Here is an 18462-nt window from a genome sequence, read left to right as displayed (position 1 = left end):
ATGCACCTGCTACGCCTGGCCCTGGCGAGCCTCGCCAACCGTCGCTTCACCGCCCTGCTCACGGTCTTCGCCATCGCCCTCTCGGTCTGCCTGCTGCTGGCGGTGGAGCGGGTGCGCACGGAAGCCCGCGCCAGCTTCGCCAGCACCATCAGCGGCACCGACCTGATCGTCGGCGCCCGCTCCGGGTCGGTGAACCTGCTGCTCTACTCGGTGTTCCGCATCGGCAACGCCACCAACAACATCCGCTGGGAGAGCTTCGAAGCCATCGCCCAGGACAAGCGGGTGAAATGGGCCATCCCGATCTCCCTCGGCGACTCCCACAAGGGCTACCGGGTGATGGGCACCAGCGAGGCCTACTTCGAGCACTACCGCTACGGCCGCGCCCAGCCGCTGAAGCTGGCCGAAGGCAAGCCCTTCGCCGACCTGTTCGACGTGGTGCTCGGCGCCGAAGTGGCCGAGGCGCTGAAGTACAAGCTGGGCGATCACATCGTGCTGGCCCACGGCGTCAGCACCGTCAGCCTGGTGCAGCACGACGACAAGCCGTTCACCGTGGTCGGCATCCTCGAACGCACCGGCACCCCGGTGGACCGCACCCTGCACATCTCCCTGGCCGGCATGGAAGCGCTGCACGTGGACTGGCAGAACGGCGTGCCCGCGCGCGGTACCGGCAAGGTCAGCGCCGACCAGGCCCGGGCCATGGACCTGCAGCCCAAGGCCATTACCGCCTTCCTGCTGGGGCTCAACAGCAAGATCGCCACCTTCGCCCTGCAGCGACAGATCAACGAATACCGGGTCGAGCCGCTGCTGGCGGTGCTCCCCGGCGTCGCCCTGCAGGAACTGTGGAGCCTGATGGGCACGGCCGAGAAGGCGCTGTTCGTGGTCTCGCTGTTCGTGGTGCTCACCGGGCTGATCGGCATGCTCACCGCCATCCTCACCAGCCTCAACGAACGCCGCCGGGAAATGGCCATCCTCCGCTCCGTGGGCGCGCGCCCCTGGCACATCGGCAGCCTGCTGGTGCTGGAGGCCTTCGCCCTGGCCGTGGCCGGCGCGGTACTCGGGCTCGGCCTGCTGTACCTCGGCATCGCCGTCAGCCAGGGCTACGTGCAGGCCAACTACGGCCTCTACCTGCCCCTGGCGCTGCCCTCCAACTATGAGTGGACACTGCTGGGCGGTATCCTGGCCGCCGCCCTGCTGATGGGCAGCGTGCCGGCCTGGCGCGCCTATCGACAATCCCTGGCCGACGGCCTCTCCATCCGCCTGTGAGCTGCGAATGAAACGTGCCCTGCTGACCCTGCCGGCCCTCCTGCTGCTGGCCACCACCGCCCTCTGGGCGGGGGATGTGCGTGAACTGACCTGGTCGGAGATGATCCCCGCCGACGCCCCGCCACCTCCGCCGCCCGCTCCGATCCACGACCTGTCGCAGCTGGCCGACTCCCTGGCCAGCGAGTCCGGCCCGGCGGCCACCCAGCAATCCCCGGCCGCCCCGGTGGTCAAGGAACTGGACGGCCAGGAGGTGAAGCTGCCCGGCTACATCGTCCCGCTGGACGTCACCGAGGAAGGCCGCGTGACCGAGTTCCTGCTGGTGCCCTACTTCGGCGCCTGCATCCACGTCCCGCCGCCGCCGTCCAACCAGATCGTCCACGTCACCACCGAGCTGGGCGTGCTGATGGATGCGCTCTACCAACCGTTCTGGATCGAAGGCCCGCTGCAGGTGAAAGCCTCCACCAGCGAACTGGCCGAAGCCGGCTACCAGATGGAAGCGAGCAAGATCTATCCGTACGAATCCCAGTGAAAACGGAGGGTGGCTAACAGGCCACTGAAGACGTTGGCGAGGCCGCCGATGCGAGGCGAAAGCGGCCGAAAAAGCGCAGTTTACGTGGTGTAAATGAGCATTTTGATCGGACTCGCGCACGAGGGTGCTTTCAACGCCGCAGCGGCAACGCAGCCCGTTTTTCAGCAGCCTGTTTAGCAAGCCTGCTAACGAATCCGCATTGGCATTGAGCTAGATCAAGGCGAATGGGGGGCCGGTTCCCTGAAACTGCGCCACAGCCAACACAGCTCAAGACCTGGAGCCCTCCATGAAAAAGTCGTTCCTCGCTGCCTCTCTTCTCGCACTGGCCGTGGCTGCACCCATGGCCCAGGCCCACCAGGCCGGTGACATCCTGATCCGCGCCGGCGCCATCACCGTCAACCCGGAAGCCGATTCCTCCAGCGTGAAGGTGGATCGCGGCGGCCTGGCCGGCGCTGACCTGGGCGGCAAGGCCACCATGAGCAGCGACACCCAGCTCGGCCTGAACTTCGCCTACATGCTGACCGACAACCTGGCCATCGAACTGCTGGCGGCCACCCCGTTCGAGCACGACGTGAAGATCAAGGGCACCGCCCTCGACGCCGCCAACGGCAAGCTGGGTACCCTGAAGCACCTGCCGCCGACCCTGAGCCTGGTGTACTACCCGCTGGATCCGAAGTCCGCCTTCCAGCCCTACGTGGGCGGTGGCATCAACTACACCTGGATCTATGACGAGCACGTCGGCAGCCAGGCAACCGCCGCCGGCTTCGACAACTTCAACGTGAAGAACTCCTGGGGCCTGGCCTGGCAGGTCGGTGCCGACTACATGCTGACCGACAACGTCATGCTGAACGCCCAGGTCCGCTACATCGACATCGACACCCGCGCCTACGTGGACAACAACGCCCTGGGCGTACGTGCCAACGTCGACGTCGACGTCGACCCGTGGGTCTACATGGTCGGCCTGGGCTACAAGTTCTAAGCCCTGCTGCACAGAACAAAGGCGCCTTCGGGCGCCTTTTTCGTTTGGGCTGCTGCGGTCCCGGGGTGAAGCCCTAGGGTGAAAGCGAGCGGAAAGAAGAAAGGCGCCCGGAGGCGCCTTTCTCATGGAGCGGCTCAGCGGCCGAGCAGTTCGGCCAGCCCCTTGGCCAGGGGCGTCGGCTCGGGGAAGTCGAAGCGTGCCAGCAGGCGCTGGTTGTCGGCCAGGGAGTGGCGGATGTCCCCCGCACGCCCGGGCGCATGGCGGATCTCCGGCAGGCCACCCACCACCTCGCTGATGGCCGCCAGCAGTTGGTTGAGGCTGGTGGACTGGCGCAGGCCGACGTTCACCGCCCCCACCTCCACAGCCGGCATCTCCAGCGCCTCGGCCAGCACCTGCACCAGGTCGCCGACGTAGAGGAAGTCACGGGTCTGCTCGCCATCGCCGAACACAGTGATGGGCGAACCGGCCAGCGCCCGCTCGGTGAAGATGCTGATCACCCCCGAGTAGGGCGACGACGGGTCCTGGCGCGGGCCGTAGATATTGAAGAAGCGGAAGATCGCCGGCTCCAGGCCGTGCTCGCGCCGGTAGAAATCCAGGTAGTGCTCGCTGGCCAGCTTGTCCGACGCGTAGGGCGTCAGCGGTGCCTTGGCAGTGTCTTCGTCGATGGCCTGGCCTTCGCCGTTCTGGCCGTAGACCGCCGCGCTGGAGGCGAACAGCACACGCTTCACCCCGTGGGTGCGCATGGCTTCGCAGACGTTCAGGGTGCCGATGAAGTTGGCCTGGTGGGTCGCCACCGGGTCATCCACCGAGGCCTGTACCGAGGCCACGGCGGCCAGGTGCGCCACCGCCTTGCAGCCGGCCATGGCACGCGCGACCACCGCCGCATCGGCCACATCGCCCTCGATCAGCTCCAGGCGCGGGTTGTCCAGTGCCAGGTTGCCGGGCTTGCCGGTGGAGAGGTTGTCCAGCACGCGCACGGCGTGCCCGCGGGCCAGCAACTGGTCCGCCAGGTGCGAACCGATGAAGCCGGCGCCGCCGGTAATGAGGATGGGATCAGCCATGTCGGTAGTAGCGGTCCAGCAGGGCCGGCAGGGCCGCACGCCAGGCGCGCGGCTTGATGCCGAAGGTGTGGAAGATCTTCTTGCAGGCCAGCACGGCGTGCTGCGGTTCGTCCGCCGCGTCGGGGCGGGCCGCGTGGGCCTGCGGAGTGATGTCCTGCACCTTCAGCGGGTGCAGGGCGCGTGCCTCGGTGAGCACCGCCTGGCCCAGGGCCAGGGTGGTGGTCGCTTCGTGGGCGCCGTAGTGGTAGGTGCCCCACAGCGGCGCGGCGCAGTCCAGCTGCTTGAGCACCGCCAGCATGACCCGCGCGGCATCGTCGGCCGGGGTCGGGTTGCCACGGCGGTCGTCCGCCAGGCAGATCTCGTCGTCCCGCTCGGCGCGGACCAGGAAGCGGCCCAGGGTGCCTTCGCGGCTGTCGTCCAGCAGCCAGCCGAAGCGCAGCAGCACATGGCGCGGGCACAGGGCGCGAACGCTCTGTTCGATGCGCCAGAGGGACTGGCCACGCAGGCTCAGGGGAATGGTCTCGTCCTTCTCGCTGTAGGCCGTGGCGCGGGCGCCATCGAAGACCCGGTAGCTGGAAGGCTGCAGCAGCACGATGTTGTGGTGCTGGCACAGCTCGGCGAGGCGCTCCACCGACCGCTCCTGGGCCGCGAAGCGCTCAGCGCTCACGTCTTCGGCCTGGAACCAGTCGAAGTAGTAGGCGAGGTTCACCACCGCGTCGGGGCGGGTGTCGTCGAGCAACTGCGTCAGGCTGGCGGCGTCCCAACCCTGCTCGGGCGGGCGCGGGGCGAGGAACCCCACATCATCCTCGGCACCCAGGCGAATCAGCGCCTGTCCAAGGGCATTGCCACCGCCCAGCAGCATCAAGCGCATTCGCATAAGGAGTCAGGTCGCTCAAGGCCGAAGTCATACGGACGGGCCGGCCAAAGGCCGGAAAGGCTGCATTCTGCGGGTTTCACAGCGGTACGTCACTACAGGCCCGCCGAAAAGCCCGGGCGGGTCGGGGCGGGCAAGGCGAACGCAGGCGAAAAAGCCGGCATCCGGAAGGCAACACCCGGCGATATGCAGCGATCCTCCCGCGACCGGGCCGTCACTCGCCCGGCCGGTACAGGTGCGCATGCCCGGCGCGGTACAGCGACGAGTCGGCAAAGCCCTCGGCCGCCAGCACCTCCCCCACCAGGATCAGCGCCGTCCGACGGAAGCCCACGGCCCGTACCTTCTCGGCGATGTCGGCGAGGGTGCCGGTGACCTGGGCCTGGTCCGGCCAGCTGGCGCGGTGGATCACCGCCACCGGGCAGGCCGACCCGTAGTGCGGCAGCAGTTCGGCGACGATTTCCTCGATCCGGCTCACCCCCAGGTGGATCGCCAGGGTCGCCCGGTGACGGGCCAGGTCCCCCAGGGACTCGCCCTCGGGCATCCGCGTCTTGCTGGCGTGGCGGGTGAGGATCAGCGTCTGCGACACCTCCGGCAGCGTCAGCTCGCAGCCCAGCAGGGCCGCGCAGGCCGCCGTGGCGGTGACGCCCGGCACGATCTCGTAGGGAATGCCGCGCTCGCGCAGGTGGCGGATCTGCTCGCCGATGGCGCCATACAGCGACGGATCGCCCGAATGCACCCGCGCCACGTCCTGGCCCCGGGCATGGGCCTCGGCCAGCAGCGCAACGATCTGCTCCAGGTGCAGCTCGGCGGTGTTCACCACCTGCTGCGCCTGGTGCCCCTCCAGCACCGCCTCCGGCACCAGCGAACCGGCATAGAGGATCACCGGGCAACGGTGGATCAGCCGCTGCCCCTTCACCGTGATGAGTTCCGGGTCGCCCGGGCCGGCGCCAATGAAATAGACCGTCATGGCCGTTCAGCCTCCAGGTGGATGCAGGCCAGCGCGCAGGTCGCGCGGGCACTGCGGCGTTTGTCGAGCAGCAGGTGCGAAGGCCCCTGCCCCAGCCGATCGGCCAGCGCCAGGGCCGCCGCCTCGGCCACCCCCGCACTGCCGGCCAGGGCGCGGACCCGCTCGGACGGCTGGCTCAGGCGCGCTTCCAGGGCGTTCAGCGCCTCGGGGGAAACGCCCTGCAACGGCAGGTTGCGCTCCGCCGCCAGCGCCCGCAGACCCGCCTCCAGGGCGCGGTCCTCGCGGGTCGCCAACGCCGCCAGGCGCGCCGGCGGCACCCCGGCCTCGGCCAGGCAGGCATCCAGCAAGGCCCCCAGCTCCGCCGCCGTGCAGCCCTGGCGGCAGCCGAAACCGGCCACCAGCGAAGGCGGCGTCAGGGAAAGAGCAGCGGGGTTCATGGCGTGGCAGGTGACCGGGCGGGAAAAATCCGCGCAAGGACAGCACGGGCCCGACGAGGCGTCAACCAACGCGATTGACCGCCGCCCGGGCCCTGCGTAGCCTTCCGTACTTTCGAGGTTCTCCAGCGAGCGCTGGAGCTAAGAGGGAACGTGGTCCAAGCCACGGCTGCCCCCGCAACTGTAAGCAGCTGATGCCCTGTCCACAGCCACTGCCCACGGGCGGGAAGGCGGACCCGGCGGCGCCCCGCGCCAGGCTGCGAGCCAGGAGACCTGCCTCGGCGAATTTCCAGACAACCGGGCGGGGTGATCCGGTGGCGAATACCTCCAGCGGGCCCGGCCCGCTGCATTCGTCATGCCCGCCACAGAGCACCTGAGAGGCGCGCATGAAAACCCTGGCCAAGCTCCCCGTCACCATCGTCACCGGCTTCCTCGGTGCCGGTAAGACCACCCTCCTCCGCCACATGCTGGACAACGCCCAGGGTCGCCGCATTGCGGTGATCGTCAACGAGTTCGGCGAGCTGGGCATCGACGGCGACATCCTCAAGCAATGCAGCATCGGCTGCAGCGAGGAAGAGGCCGTGGGCCGCGTCTTCGAACTGGCCAACGGCTGCCTGTGCTGCACCGTGCAGGAAGAGTTCTTCCCGGTCATGCGCGAGCTGGTGGCGCGCCGTGGCGACCTCGACCAGATCCTCATCGAGACCTCCGGCCTGGCCCTGCCCAAGCCCCTGGTGCAGGCCTTCCAGTGGCCCGAGATCCGCAATGCCTGCACCGTGGACGCGGTGATCACAGTGGTGGACAGCCCCGCCGTCGCCGCCGGCACCTTCGCCGCCTTCCCCGACCAGGTGGACGAGCAGCGCAAGCAGGACCCGAACCTCGACCACGAATCGCCCCTGCACGAACTCTTCGAAGACCAGCTGGCCAGCGCCGACCTGGTGATCCTCAACAAGACCGACCTGCTGGATGCCGACGCCCTGGCCGCCGTGCGCGCCGAAGTCAGCGAAGAGCTGCCGCCGGCGGTGAAGGTGGTCGAGGCCGCCTCCGGCAAGCTGCCGCTGGACGTGCTGCTGGGCCTGAACGCCGAAGCCGAGCTGCACATCGACAGCCGCCCCACCCACCACGACCACGAAGAACACGAGGACCACGACCACGACGAGTTCGACTCCTTCCACGTCGACCTCCCGGAAGTGGACGAGCGCGCCCTGCTCGCGGCCCTCGGCCAGTTGGTGGAACGCCACGCCATCCTGCGCATCAAGGGCTTCGTCGCCGTCACCGGCAAGCCCATGCGCCTGCTGGTGCAGGGCGTCGGCAAGCGCTTCGACAAGCACTTCGACCGCGCCTGGCGCAGCGACGAGCCCCGCGCCACCCGCCTGGTGGTGATCGGCCAGGAGCTGGACCAGGCCACCATCGCCAACGAACTGCGCACCGCCCTGGCGTAACCGCCGAACCGGCGCCTCTCCCCCGGGAGAGGGCCGCTCCACCGAGCCGAGGCCCGAGCCATGCACCTGTTGCGCACCCAGCCCGGCGGCTTCGTCCCCGACGACGGCATCGCCCACCTGGCCCAGACGCCCGCCGAGCTGGTCATCCTCTGCAGCGGCGACTCGCACCTGGCGCTGCTGGCCGAAGCCGCCCGCACGCTGCCGGAGGACTACCCGAGCCTGCGCCTGGCCAACCCGATGCAGCTGCAGAACCACGCCTCGGTGGACCTCTACGTCGACGAGGTGCTGCAACACGCCAAGGTCATCCTCATCTCCGTGCACGGCGGCGTCGGCTACTGGCGCTACGGCATCGAGCAACTGGTGGCGCTGGCCGAGCGCGGCGCCACGCTGATCCTGGTGCCCGGCGACGACCGCCCCGACCCCGAGCTGGCACGGCTCTGCACCGTTCCCGCAGAGGATGCCGAGCGCTACTGGCACTACCTGCGCCAGGGCGGGCTGGACAACGCCCGGCAGCTGTTCGCCTGCCTCGCCAGCCGCTGCCTGGGCCACGCGATGCACTGGGAGGCCCCCAGGGCACTGCCCCGCGTCGCGGTCTACCACCCGCGCCAGCCCAACGCCGGGCTCGCCCACTGGCGCGCCGACTGGCAACCCGAGCAACCGGTGGTGGCGCTGGTGTTCTACCGCACCCACCTGCAGGCGGCGAACACCGGCTTCCTCGACACCTTCTGCGAACGCCTCGCCGCCCAGGGCCTCAACCCGCTGCCCATCGCCGTGGCCAGCCTCAAGGAGGCCGCCTGCCTGGCCACCCTCGAAGACTGGCTGGACGAGGCCGGCGTCGAGCTGATCATCAACACCACCGGCTTCGCCCAGTCCTCGCCGGAGGCCCCCAGCCTGCGCCCGTTCCGCCGCGACGTGCCGGTGTTCCAGGCCATCTGCAGCCTGGACAACCAGCCCCAGTGGGAGGCCAACGCCCAGGGCCTGGGCCCCCGTGACCTGGCCATGCACGTCGCCCTGCCGGAACTGGACGGCCGCCTCATCACCCGCGCCATCAGCTTCAAGGGCCTGGCCTGGCGCAGCGAGCGCAGCCAGAGCGACGTGGTCTGCTACCTGCCCCATGTCGAGCGCATGGATTTCGTCGCCGAACTGGCACGGCGCTGGCTGCTGCTGGCGCGCAAGGCCAACGCCGACAAGCGCGTGGCGCTGATCCTCGCCAACTACCCCACCCGTGACGGCCGCATCGGCAACGGCGTGGGCCTGGACACCCCGGCCGGCGCGCTGAACATCCTCCGCGCCCTGGAATCCCGGGGTTACCCCGTGGCCGGCCTGCCGGGGAGCGGCACCGCCCTTATCCACAGCCTGCTGGGCGGCGTCAGCAACGACCTCGACAGCCTCGACGCCCGCCCCTGCGCCCAGAGCCTGGCCCTGGACGACTACCTCGCCTGCTTCGCCCGCCTCCCCGAAGCCAACCAGCGGGCGGTGACGGAGCGTTGGGGCGAGCCGCAACAGGACCCGATGTTCCGCAGCGGACGGATGATGATCGCCGGCCTGCGCTTCGGCCTCGCCTTCGTCGGCATCCAGCCGGCGCGGGGCTACCAGCTGGACCCGGCGGCCATCTACCACGACCCGTCGCTGGTGCCGCCCCACGGCTACCTGGCGTTCTACTTCTGGCTGCGCGAGGTGTTCGGCGCCGACGCGCTGGTGCACGTCGGCAAACACGGCAACCTCGAATGGCTGCCCGGCAAGGGCGTCGGCCTGTCCGCCGAATGCTGGCCGGACGCAGTGATGGGCCCGCTGCCGAACATCTACCCCTTCATCGTCAACGACCCTGGCGAAGGCGCCCAGGCCAAGCGCCGCGCCCAGGCGGTGATCATCGACCACCTGATGCCGCCGCTGACCCGCGCCGAAACCTACGGCCCGCTGCGCGACCTGGAGCGCCTGGCCGACGAATACTACGACGCCTCCCTGCTCGACCCGCGCCGGGCCGTGCAGCTGCGCGGCGAAATTCTCGAACTGGTCAGGGCCACCGCCCTCGACCGCGAGCTGGGCCTCAGCCTCAACGACGACGCCGACAGCTGGCTGCCGCAGCTGGACGCCTACCTCTGCGACCTCAAGGAATCGCAGATCCGCGACGGCCTGCACGTGTTCGGCGAATCCCCCGTGACGGGCCTGCGCGACGACACCCTGCTGTCCCTGGTGCGCATCCCCCGTGCCGACGGCAAGGGCGGCAACGCCAGCCTGCTGCGCGCCCTCGCCCGCGACCTGGCGCTCGGCCGCGACCCGCTCGACCTGGCCTGGGCCGAACCCTGGGAGGGGCCACGCCCCGCTGTGCTCCAGGGCGTCGACGACGCGCCCTGGCGCAGTAACGGCGACACCCGCGAGCGCCTGGAACTGCTGGCCCGCCAGTTGATCGCCAACCCGGCCGCCGAAGCCATCGGCCCCGCCAGCGACGCCGTTATCCACAACCTGCGGCAGGTAATCGCCCCCGCCCTGGACGCCTGCGGCGCAGCGGAAATCGGCGGCGTGCTGGCCGCCCTCGACGGGCGCTTCGTGCCCCCCGGCCCCAGCGGTGCTCCCAGCCGCGGGCGCCTCGACGTGCTGCCCACCGGGCGCAACTTCTTCACCGTGGACGTGCGCAACCTGCCCACGCCCACCGCCTGGCGCCTGGGCTTCCAGTCCGCCAGCCTGCTGCTGGAGCGCCACCTGCAGGACGAAGGCGACCACCTGCGCCAGCTCGGCCTGTCCGTCTGGGGCACCGCCACCATGCGCACCGGCGGCGACGACATCGCCCAGGCCATGGCCCTGCTGGGCGTACGCCCGGTGTGGCAGGCCGGCAGCCAGCGCGTGGAGGACTTCGAGATCCTCCCGCTGTCGTTGCTGGACCGCCCGCGCGTGGACGTGACGCTGCGGGTGTCGGGCTTCTTCCGCGACGCCTTCGCCAACCTCATCCGCCTGTTCGACGCCGCCGTGCAGGCCGTCGCCGAGCTGGACGAGCCCGACGACCTCAACCCCCTCGCCGCCCGCGTGCGCCAGGACCGCGCCCGCCTGGAAGGCGAAGGCCTACCAGCGGAGGCCGCGCGCCGCGAAGCCGGCTGGCGGGTGTTCGGCGCCCAGCCCGGTGCCTACGGCGCGGGCGTGCAAGGGGTGATCGAGGCCCGCACCTGGGAAACCCGCACCGACCTGGCCGAGGCCTACCTCAACTGGGGCGGCTACGCCTACGGGGCCAGCGATGCCGGCACCCCCGCCCGGCAACGCTTCGGCGAGCGCCTGGAAGGGCTGCAGGCGGTGCTGCAGAACCAGGACAACCGCGAGCACGACATCCTCGATTCCAACGACTACTACCAGTTCCAGGGCGGCATGCTCGCCACCGCCGAGACCCTGCGCGGCCAGGCGGTCGCCAGCTACCACGGCGACCACAGCCAGCCGGACCTGCCGCGCATCCGCACCCTGCGGGAGGAACTGGGCCGGGTGGTGCGCGCCCGCGCCGCCAACCCCAAGTGGATCGCCGGCATGAAGCGCCACGGCTACAAGGGCGCCTTCGAACTGGCCGCGACGGTGGACTACCTGTTCGCCTTCGACGCCACCACCCACCTGGTGGACGACCACCAGTACGCCCTGCTGGCCGACGCCTACCTGCTGGATGCCGACACCCGCGCCTTCCTCCAGCAGCACAACCCCGAGTCCCTGCGTGACATCACCGAACGCCTGCTGGAAGCCCAGCAACGCGGCCTGTGGGAAGAACCGGGGGAATACCGCGAGGCCCTCGAAGACCTGCTGCTGGACATCGAGGAACAGTGAGGGCTCAGCCCTGCGCCACGCTGCCGTCTTCCCCCGGCCGGCGTTCGCCGGGGTTCTTGCCCTCGCGGGAGTGGTGTTCGATCACCGCGTTCAGCTCCGCCCCCAGCAGCAGCACCGCCGCCGACAGGTAGAGGTACAGCAGGAGGATGATGATGGCGCCGATGCTGCCGTACATGGCGTTGTAGGTGGCGAAGTGCTGGGCGTAGTAGCTGAAGCCGAACGAGGCCAGCAGCCAGGCCAGCACCGCCAGCACCGAGCCGGGGGTGATGAAGCGGAACTCCTGCTTCACGTCCGGCAGCAGGTAATAGAGGGTCGCCACCACCGCCATCATCAGCAGGATCGCGGCCGGAATGCGCAGCCAGTTCCACAGGATCACCACCGCCTCCTCGATGCCCACCCGCTGCGCCAGCCAGCCCATGGCCTGCGGCCCGGTGATCATCAAGCCCGCCGCCGCCAGCAGGAAGGCCGCCACGCCCAGGGTGTAGAGCACCGAGAGCGGAATGCGCTTCCAGGCCGGGCGGCTCTCCACCACGTCGTAGACCCGGTTCATCGCATCCATGCTCGAACGCACCGCCGACGAGGCGGACCACAGCGCCACCACCGCACCCAGGGAGAACAGCCCCGGCTTCTGCGTCTGCAACTGCTCGATGGCCGGGCGCACCAGGTCCATCGCCTCCACCGGGAGCACCAGCGCCGCCTGGGTCTGCAACCACTCGAAGAAGGTCGGCAGGTGCAGGAAGCCGATCAGCGCGATCAGCAACAGCAGGAACGGGAACAGGGAAAAGAACATCTGGAAGGCCAGCGCCGAGGCATAGGTCGGCAGCTCATCGTCGATGAACTCGTTGACGGTGCTGACCAGCAGGGTGCGCCCTTTGACGCCCTTCAGGCCCAGGTAGCGGATCATGGCTCGGCTCGCTCTAGTTCCTTGGCAAGGCAATGGACGGCGCAGCGGAGGCAGGAGTTCAGGGGGATTTTCCGACCGGCGGTCAGCCCGGCGCCGCCGCGCCTGGGCCGCGGCATCCCGGCGGGTCGCAGCGTTGCGCCGCGCTGCGCTTTGCGGCCGGCGGGGAATGATCGGCGCCACGACCGGTCTGTACACACAGCTCCCGTTGTCGATGGACCGCCCCGATGCACACGATTCGCCACCCCCTCCACGCGTTGCTCTGCACCCTGCTCCTGCTGGCGCTCTCGGGCTGCGCCAACCTGGCCCCACGGGACCCGGTGCGCATCGACCTGGTGGGCATGGAGCCGGTCCCCGGCCAGGGGCTGGAGATGCGCTTCGTGGTGAAGCTGCGGGTGCAGAACCCCAACGACACGCCCATCCGCTACAACGGCATCGCCCTGGACCTGGACATCAACGACCAGCCGCTGGCCAGCGGCGTCTCCGACCAGGCCGGGGAAATCCCCCGCTTCAGCGAAACCGTGGTGAGCGTGCCGGTGACCATCTCGGCCTTCTCCGCCCTGCGTCAGGCCTGGGGCGCCACCAGCAGCCGCAACACCCGCGCAGGCATTCCCTACAGCGTGCGCGGCAAACTCGGCGGCGGGTTCTGGGGCACCGTGCGCTTCAACGACAGCGGCGTGCTGAACCTGGCCGAACCGGTGCAGGTGTATTGAGCGGTGGGTAGCTGGAAGCACAGGCGGGGCGGGACGGAGCGGCGCCCCATGGAGCGAGGTGGCGGGCGAGGCCGAACGGCCCCGCCGGGAACCGCCGAGCGCCTAACGCCCCAGCGCCAGGTCCACCAGTAGCTCCAGCGCCTGCGGCACCTCCACCTCCTCGGTGTCGATCACGCATTCGGCGTCCAGCGGCGGCTCGTAGGGGCTGTCGAGCCCGGTGAAGTTGCGGATGCGCCCTTCCTGCGCGGCCTTGTACAGGCCCTTCGGGTCGCGCCGGGCGCAGGTCTCGAAGGAGGTGCTGACGTACACGCAGTGAAACTCGCCCAGCTGGAATAGCGCCCGCGCCGCCTCGCGGTCGGCTCGGAACGGCGAGATGGCGGAGACGATCACCACCAGCCCGGCATCCACCATCAGCCGGGCCACCTCGGCGATGCGGCGGATGTTCTCGCGGCGCGAGGCATCGTCCATGCCCAGGTCACGGCAGAGCCCGTTGCGCACGTTGTCGCCGTCCAGCACGAAGGTGTGCAGGCCACGAGCGTTCAGCTCCATCTCCAGGGCGTTGGCCAGGGTCGACTTGCCGGCACCGGAAAGGCCGGTCAACCAGATGCAGCAGGGGCGCTGGTGCTTGATCGCGGCGCGCGCGGACTTGGACAGGGCCAGGTTGTAGGGGCGGATCCACGCCGGCACGGCGGAGGAGTCAGGACTGGGCATAGCCAAGCATCTCGTAGTCGCGTTGATAGGCCCGTCGCACCAGGCGGCGGGTTCGAGCGGTACAGAACTGCCTCACCGGCGCCGCCTGGCGCTCGCATGAGACGTTGGCGCGGGGCAGGTCGGCCTGGACCCCGAGCCGCTGGCAGAGACGGTGGAAATCATGCGCCATGTTTTCCTGGCGGCCAATGAAATCCACGGCCAGTTGCCCGAGCGAATCGACCAGGAAATCGGTCTGCGGCGCAAAGTGTAGCTGGCGGTGGAGATTGTCCGGGTGCAGCCAGCGGGCGACGAACTCGTCGAAGTCGCGAAAGCTCCGCACCAGGCGCTGGGCCTCGGCATCGCGGGTCGACAGCGGGTTGCCCCGCAGGAAGGCATAGGCCGAATAGGCCCGCTCCAGCGGGTCGCGCACGAAAGTGAACTTGAAGCTTTCGGCGTACTGCTCCGGGAACTGCCGCTCGTACCAGTACAGCGGCAGGTGGCCGGGGTACCAGCCCTCGAACAGGCTGAGGCAGACACTGCTGCCGGCGCACTTGGGCACGTGGATGAACAGGCAGGCGCGCTGCTGGAACGGCTCGGGAAACGCGAGGTTGGCCGACATCGCCTTGTTCACGGCCTGGCGGTCCACCACCGAGAGGCGGTCCAGCAGGAAGCGCCGTTGCGCCTTGGGCAGGAGTTTCCAGAGGAAGCGTTGCAGCATCGGGTGGTCCTGGTAGTGCGGAGCCTCACGGCCCGGTGAGACACCTCTTTAAAAGACCTGCGCTGTAAACGCCGACGTTTTTAGAGGTGCTCTGTGATTAAGGTCGCCACATCCCTGTACGCAAGAGCAGTCATGCTCCCTGCGAAAACCTTATCAACCGCGATGCCACGGCTTATGCCCAGTTGGTAAAGAGTGTCAGCAAACCGATACAAAGCCCGGCCCGCATAGCCACCGCCAATCCGGGGCTAAAACCCTATACACTATGCGGCCTTTTTCGTGCCACACAGTGAGTACCCCGTGAGCAACCTGCCACCCTGCCCCAAGTGCAATTCCGAATACACCTACGAAGACGGCGCGCTGCTGATCTGCCCCGAATGCGCCCACGAATGGTCCGCCGAGGCTGGCGAAGCCGCCGCTGAAGAAGGCCGCGTGATCAAGGATTCGGTCGGCAACGTGCTGCAGGACGGCGACACCATCACCGTGATCAAGGACCTGAAGGTCAAGGGGTCGTCCCTGGTGGTGAAAGTGGGCACCAAGGTGAAGGGCATCCGCCTGGTGGACGGCGACCACGACATCGATTGCAAGATCGACGGCATCGGCGCCATGAAGCTCAAGTCGGAGTTCGTGCGCAAGGTCTGACCCCCGCACCTCCGCGTCACGGGCGCACCCTCGCGGTGCGCCCGGCTCGTTTCAACCGCGCAGCCGCGCGGCCGCCTCCAGCAGCATCCGCTGCGTCCCCTCCCAGCCCAGGCAGCCATCGGTGATGGACACGCCGTAGCGCAGCTCGCACGACAGCGACTGGGCACCGTCGAACAGGTGACTCTCGATCATCACCCCGCGCAGGGCACTCTGGCCGGCCAGGCGCTGATCGATCACGTCCGTCAGCACCGCCGGCTGGCGCAGCGGGTCCTTGCCACTGTTGGCGTGGCTGCAGTCCACCAGGATGCGCGGCGCGATCCCCAGTTTCTCCAGCCCTTCGCGGGCCGCCTGCACGCTGGCGGCATCATGGTTCGGGCCTTTGTGGCCACCGCGCAGCACCAGGTGGGTGTCCGGGTTGCCGGCGGTTTCCACCAGCGCCGGGCGACCCTGGGCATCGAGGCCGAAGTGCTGGTGGGCGTGGGCCGCCGAGCGCATGGCATCGGTGGCGATGCCGAGGCTGCCGTCGGTGCCGTTCTTGAAGCCCACCGGCAGGTCCAGGCCGCTGACCATCTCGCGGTGGATCTGTGACTCGCTGGTGCGCGCGCCGATGGCCGCCCAGCTCAGGGCGTCGTCCAGGTAGCCGGCCACCAGCGGCTGCAGCAGCTCGGTGGCCACCGGCAGGCCGAGCCCGGCGATCTCCAGCATCAGCCGACGGCTCAGGGCCAGGCCCTCGGCCATGTCGCCGCTGCCGTCCAGGTGCGGGTCGTACACCAGGCCCTTCCAGCCGACGGTGGTGCGCGGCTTCTCGACGTAGGCGCGCATCACCAGCAGCAACTGGTCGCTCACCAGCGGGGCCAGGGCCGCCAGGCGGCGGGCGTAGTCCAGGGCGGCCTCCGGGTCGTGGATCGAGCAGGGGCCGACCACCACCAGCAAGCGCTGGTCCTCGCCATCCAGCACGGCACGCACGGCTTCGCGCTGGGCCTGGATCTGGCGGGCCAGTTCGACGGACAGCGGCAAGCGGCGGCGCAGCTCGGCAGGAGTGGGCAGGGGGCGGGTGGTGCGGGAGGACGATACCGGCGCATCCAGGGCAACGACGTGCAGGGGCTGGGCGGCGGTGGACAGGGCGGAAACGGACGAATTCATGGCTGGGTTCCTCGGCCGGCGCGGCAGGTCCGCGCGCGGCGCACTAACTGGGTGTTCGACTTGTCGGTGTGGGGGTGCGGGTGGAGCGGCTAAATCGCCAGTCGGTGCGGTAATAGCGATAGGTGCGGTAGCTGATCATGGTGCGATCCTCGGTAACGTCGTGGTGGTCTTGTGGACCGTCGGAAAACAAAAACCCCCGGTCGGGTTGCCGACCGGGGGTTTCGTGGAGCTTTGGCGGCGACCCTGCTGGAGTGGGCCGCCTGATGGGTATCAGGTCAGCCCGTGGCTAAACCAATACCCGTAGAAATAGCCGGTCGCAGCGGCCACGCGCGCACCCGCCACGGCCAGGGCCGGAGCAGCGATGAGCGAAGTGGACGGACGGTGCGACATGACGATCTCCAAAGCGAATGCTGGCTAACCTACTGCATCCCGTGGCGCCGTTCAATCACGGATTTCTATCGGCTGCATCGGCCTTTCGCTACCATGCGCGGCATGTCTGAGCAGGAACCCACCATGTCCGAACCTGGTCACTATCCCCTCAGCGCCGTGGTCGGCGCCGACGCGTTGAAGCTCGCGCTCTACCTCGCCGCCATCGACCCCGCCATCGGCGGCGTGCTGATCGAAGGCCCGCGCGGCATGGCCAAGTCCACCCTGGCCCGGGGCATCGCCGACCTGCTGCCGCGCGGCATCTTCGTCACCCTGCCCCTGGGCGCCAGCGAGGACCGCATCGTCGGCACCCTGGACCTGGACGCCGCCCTCGGCGAAGGCCGCGCACGCTTCTCCCCCGGCCTGCTGGCCCGTGCCCACGAGGGCGTGCTCTACGTGGACGAAGTGAACCTGCTGCCGGACCACCTGGTAGACCTGCTGCTGGACGTCGCCGCCAGCGGCACCAACCGTGTCGAGCGGGACGGCCTGTCCCACGCCCACCCGGCGCGCTTCGTGCTGATCGGCACCATGAACCCCGAAGAAGGCGACCTGCGCCCGCAGCTGCTGGACCGCTTCGGCCTCAAGGTCAGCCTCGACCACGCCCCGGCTCCGGCCGAACGCGCCGAGATCATCCGCCGTCGCCTGGCCTTCGACGCCGACCCGACCGCCTTCATCGCCCGCTGGAGCGCCGACCAGCAGGCCCTGGCCCACCGCTGCCAGGACGCCCGCGAACACCTCGCCACCATCCCGCTGGACGACCACGCCCTGGACGCCATCGCCCAGCGCTGCTTCGACGCCGGCGTCGACGGCCTGCGCGCCGACCTGGTCTGGCTGCGCGCCGCCCGCGCCCACGCCGCCTGGCGCGGCGCGACCGCCATCGCCCCCGAGGATATCGACGCCGTCGAGCACTTCGCCCTCGCCCACCGTCGCCACCACGCGCCGCCGCCGGCCGCACAGCCACCCCGCGAAGCGCCTGCCCAGCCCCCCCGCCCCCAGCAGGACGCAAGCGGCGAAGGCCAATGGGGCGAACTGCCCGCCCAACCCATGCCCACCGGGGAACGCAGGGCCCTGCCCGCCTGGCCAAAAAAGCCCTGAGCACCCGCCCGCACCACGCCAAGGGGACGGGTGCCAAGCCCCGGCCAGGGCGCCTCGGCCAAGGCCGCAGCGGCGCCCGCAGTCCCGGCCAAGGGGGCGCCATCGCCTGGCTGCCGACCCTGCTGCGCGGCCGCCCGCGCCGGGCCGAAGACCTCATCCGCACACCCCGCAGCCGCGCAGCGGAACAGCTCTGGCTGGTGATCGTCGACGCCTCTGCCTCCACCCGCCGCCACGGCGCCCTGTCCCGTGCCAAGGGGCTGCTGGCCCAGCTCTTCGATGACGCCTACCGGGCACGCGCACGCCTCGCCGTGCTCGCCGCCAGCGGTCGCCAGGCCCAGTGGCATTGGCAGGGCCGCAAGGCCGACGCCCGCCTGCAACCCTGGCTGCAGGGCCTCGGAGCCGGCGGCGGCACGCCCCTGCCCGACGCCCTGGCCCAGGCCGCGCGCTGGCTGGCCACACGCCAGCGGCAACGGCCCGGCGAAGAGCAGCGCGTGCTGATCCTCACCGACGGCCGCCTCAAGGACCTGCCAGCCCTGCAACCCCTGGGCTGCACCACCCTGCTGGTGGACATCGAGTCCGGCCCCATCCGCCTCGGCCGCGCCCGCCAGCTCGCCACCCTCCTCGAAGCCGAGTACCAGGCGCTGGCGGATTGATCCATCAGGGGTACACGGATTGAGACACCACCCGTAGGGTGGCCTTCAGCCCACCAGCTCGTAGCCCGGGCCTCAGCCCAGGACCGGAGTTATCCCCAAAGCTGCGTGCCTGGAATTGGTGGATGAAAAGAGCGCCATCCACC

Annotated in this window: 17 protein-coding genes and 1 riboswitch; of the genes, 9 read left to right on the top strand and 8 right to left on the bottom strand. The window is 69.6% G+C overall.

From position 1 onward, the window contains the following. The 3 genes from BM198_RS23290 (at position 1) to BM198_RS23280 (ending at position 2771) form a co-directional block, all read left to right on the top strand. A complete protein-coding gene (locus tag BM198_RS23290; protein WP_074972804.1) occupies positions 1-1263 on the top strand; it encodes an ABC transporter permease in 1263 nt (420 codons plus the stop codon). 7 nt (positions 1264-1270) lie between these two features. After that, on the top strand, positions 1271-1792 hold the full coding sequence (locus BM198_RS23285; protein WP_044402546.1) for a DUF3299 domain-containing protein: 522 nt from the start codon (positions 1271-1273) through the stop codon (positions 1790-1792). 286 nt (positions 1793-2078) lie between these two features. Beyond that, positions 2079-2771, top strand: a complete 693-nt coding sequence (locus BM198_RS23280; RefSeq protein ID WP_074972802.1) for an OmpW/AlkL family protein — start codon at positions 2079-2081, stop codon at positions 2769-2771. Between the two features lie 134 nt (positions 2772-2905). Here BM198_RS23280 and BM198_RS23275 read toward each other — a convergent pair whose 3' ends face one another. The 4 genes from BM198_RS23275 to BM198_RS23260 form a co-directional block, all read right to left on the bottom strand. Next, positions 2906-3832 (bottom strand): NAD-dependent epimerase/dehydratase family protein, encoded by a 927-nt coding sequence (locus BM198_RS23275; RefSeq protein WP_074972800.1) that lies wholly within the window; start codon positions 3830-3832, stop codon positions 2906-2908. Further along, positions 3825-4709, bottom strand: coding sequence for a sugar nucleotide-binding protein (locus tag BM198_RS23270; protein ID WP_074972798.1), 885 nt, complete (start codon positions 4707-4709; stop codon positions 3825-3827). Before BM198_RS23270 ends, BM198_RS23275 begins: the two co-directional genes overlap by 8 nt. A 211-nt stretch (positions 4710-4920) precedes the next feature. Further along, complete coding sequence (gene cobM / locus BM198_RS23265) at positions 4921-5673, bottom strand: precorrin-4 C(11)-methyltransferase (protein ID WP_074972796.1); 753 nt, start codon at positions 5671-5673, stop codon at positions 4921-4923. After that, positions 5670-6110 carry a cobalamin biosynthesis protein gene (locus BM198_RS23260; RefSeq protein WP_074972794.1) on the bottom strand — a complete coding sequence of 147 codons (441 nt, stop codon included), beginning with the start codon at positions 6108-6110 and terminating at the stop codon, positions 5670-5672. Before BM198_RS23260 ends, cobM begins: the two co-directional genes overlap by 4 nt. A 98-nt stretch (positions 6111-6208) precedes the next feature. Further along, a riboswitch (cobalamin riboswitch) is annotated at positions 6209-6402 on the top strand. 91 nt (positions 6403-6493) lie between these two features. Between BM198_RS23260 and cobW the strand changes: the two genes are divergently transcribed. Further along, the gene (gene cobW, locus BM198_RS23255; protein WP_074972792.1) at positions 6494-7546 is read left to right on the top strand and encodes a cobalamin biosynthesis protein CobW; all 1053 of its coding nucleotides are present in this window, start codon (positions 6494-6496) and stop codon (positions 7544-7546) included. A 60-nt stretch (positions 7547-7606) separates the two neighbouring features. Beyond that, complete coding sequence (cobN, locus tag BM198_RS23250) at positions 7607-11341, top strand: cobaltochelatase subunit CobN (protein WP_074972790.1); 3735 nt, start codon at positions 7607-7609, stop codon at positions 11339-11341. 4 nt (positions 11342-11345) lie between these two features. Here cobN and BM198_RS23245 read toward each other — a convergent pair whose 3' ends face one another. After that, a complete protein-coding gene (locus BM198_RS23245; RefSeq protein WP_083422463.1) occupies positions 11346-12245 on the bottom strand; it encodes a YihY/virulence factor BrkB family protein in 900 nt (299 codons plus the stop codon). Positions 12246-12478: 233 nt separating this feature from the next. Here BM198_RS23245 and BM198_RS23240 point away from each other — a divergent pair, with 233 nt between their 5' ends. After that, positions 12479-12955, top strand: a complete 477-nt coding sequence (locus tag BM198_RS23240; protein WP_373467116.1) for an LEA/WHy family protein — start codon at positions 12479-12481, stop codon at positions 12953-12955. A gap of 102 nt (positions 12956-13057) precedes the next feature. On the opposite strand, the gene cysC is transcribed toward BM198_RS23240, so the two are convergent. Both cysC and BM198_RS23230 read right to left on the bottom strand, forming a co-directional pair. After that, positions 13058-13666 carry an adenylyl-sulfate kinase gene (gene cysC / locus BM198_RS23235; protein ID WP_074972786.1) on the bottom strand — a complete coding sequence of 203 codons (609 nt, stop codon included), beginning with the start codon at positions 13664-13666 and terminating at the stop codon, positions 13058-13060. After that, positions 13653-14363 (bottom strand): sulfotransferase family 2 domain-containing protein, encoded by a 711-nt coding sequence (locus BM198_RS23230; protein ID WP_074972784.1) that lies wholly within the window; start codon positions 14361-14363, stop codon positions 13653-13655. The genes cysC and BM198_RS23230 overlap by 14 nt, the downstream gene beginning before the upstream one ends. Before the next feature lie 297 nt (positions 14364-14660). Between BM198_RS23230 and BM198_RS23225 the strand changes: the two genes are divergently transcribed. Beyond that, positions 14661-15002: a zinc ribbon domain-containing protein YjdM gene (locus BM198_RS23225; protein WP_044402578.1), complete on the top strand. Its 342-nt coding sequence runs from the start codon at positions 14661-14663 to the stop codon at positions 15000-15002. Positions 15003-15053: 51 nt separating this feature from the next. Here BM198_RS23225 and BM198_RS23220 read toward each other — a convergent pair whose 3' ends face one another. After that, positions 15054-16145 carry a 3-deoxy-7-phosphoheptulonate synthase gene (locus BM198_RS23220; RefSeq protein WP_074972782.1) on the bottom strand — a complete coding sequence of 364 codons (1092 nt, stop codon included), beginning with the start codon at positions 16143-16145 and terminating at the stop codon, positions 15054-15056. A gap of 513 nt (positions 16146-16658) precedes the next feature. Between BM198_RS23220 and BM198_RS23215 the strand changes: the two genes are divergently transcribed. After that, entirely contained in the window at positions 16659-17666 is a 1008-nt protein-coding gene (locus BM198_RS23215) for a magnesium chelatase ATPase subunit I (RefSeq protein WP_074972780.1), read from the top strand. After that, complete coding sequence (locus tag BM198_RS23210) at positions 17591-18319, top strand: vWA domain-containing protein (protein ID WP_083422462.1); 729 nt, start codon at positions 17591-17593, stop codon at positions 18317-18319. Before BM198_RS23215 ends, BM198_RS23210 begins: the two co-directional genes overlap by 76 nt. The last annotated feature ends 143 nt before the right edge of the window (positions 18320-18462 follow it).

Origin of the sequence: Metapseudomonas otitidis, from assembly GCF_900111835.1 — a bacterium.
GTDB classification, from domain to species: Bacteria; Pseudomonadota; Gammaproteobacteria; order Pseudomonadales; family Pseudomonadaceae; genus Metapseudomonas; species Metapseudomonas otitidis.
The sequence above is the reverse complement of the archived record's forward strand: the minus strand, read 5'-3'. Positions and strand labels throughout refer to the sequence as shown.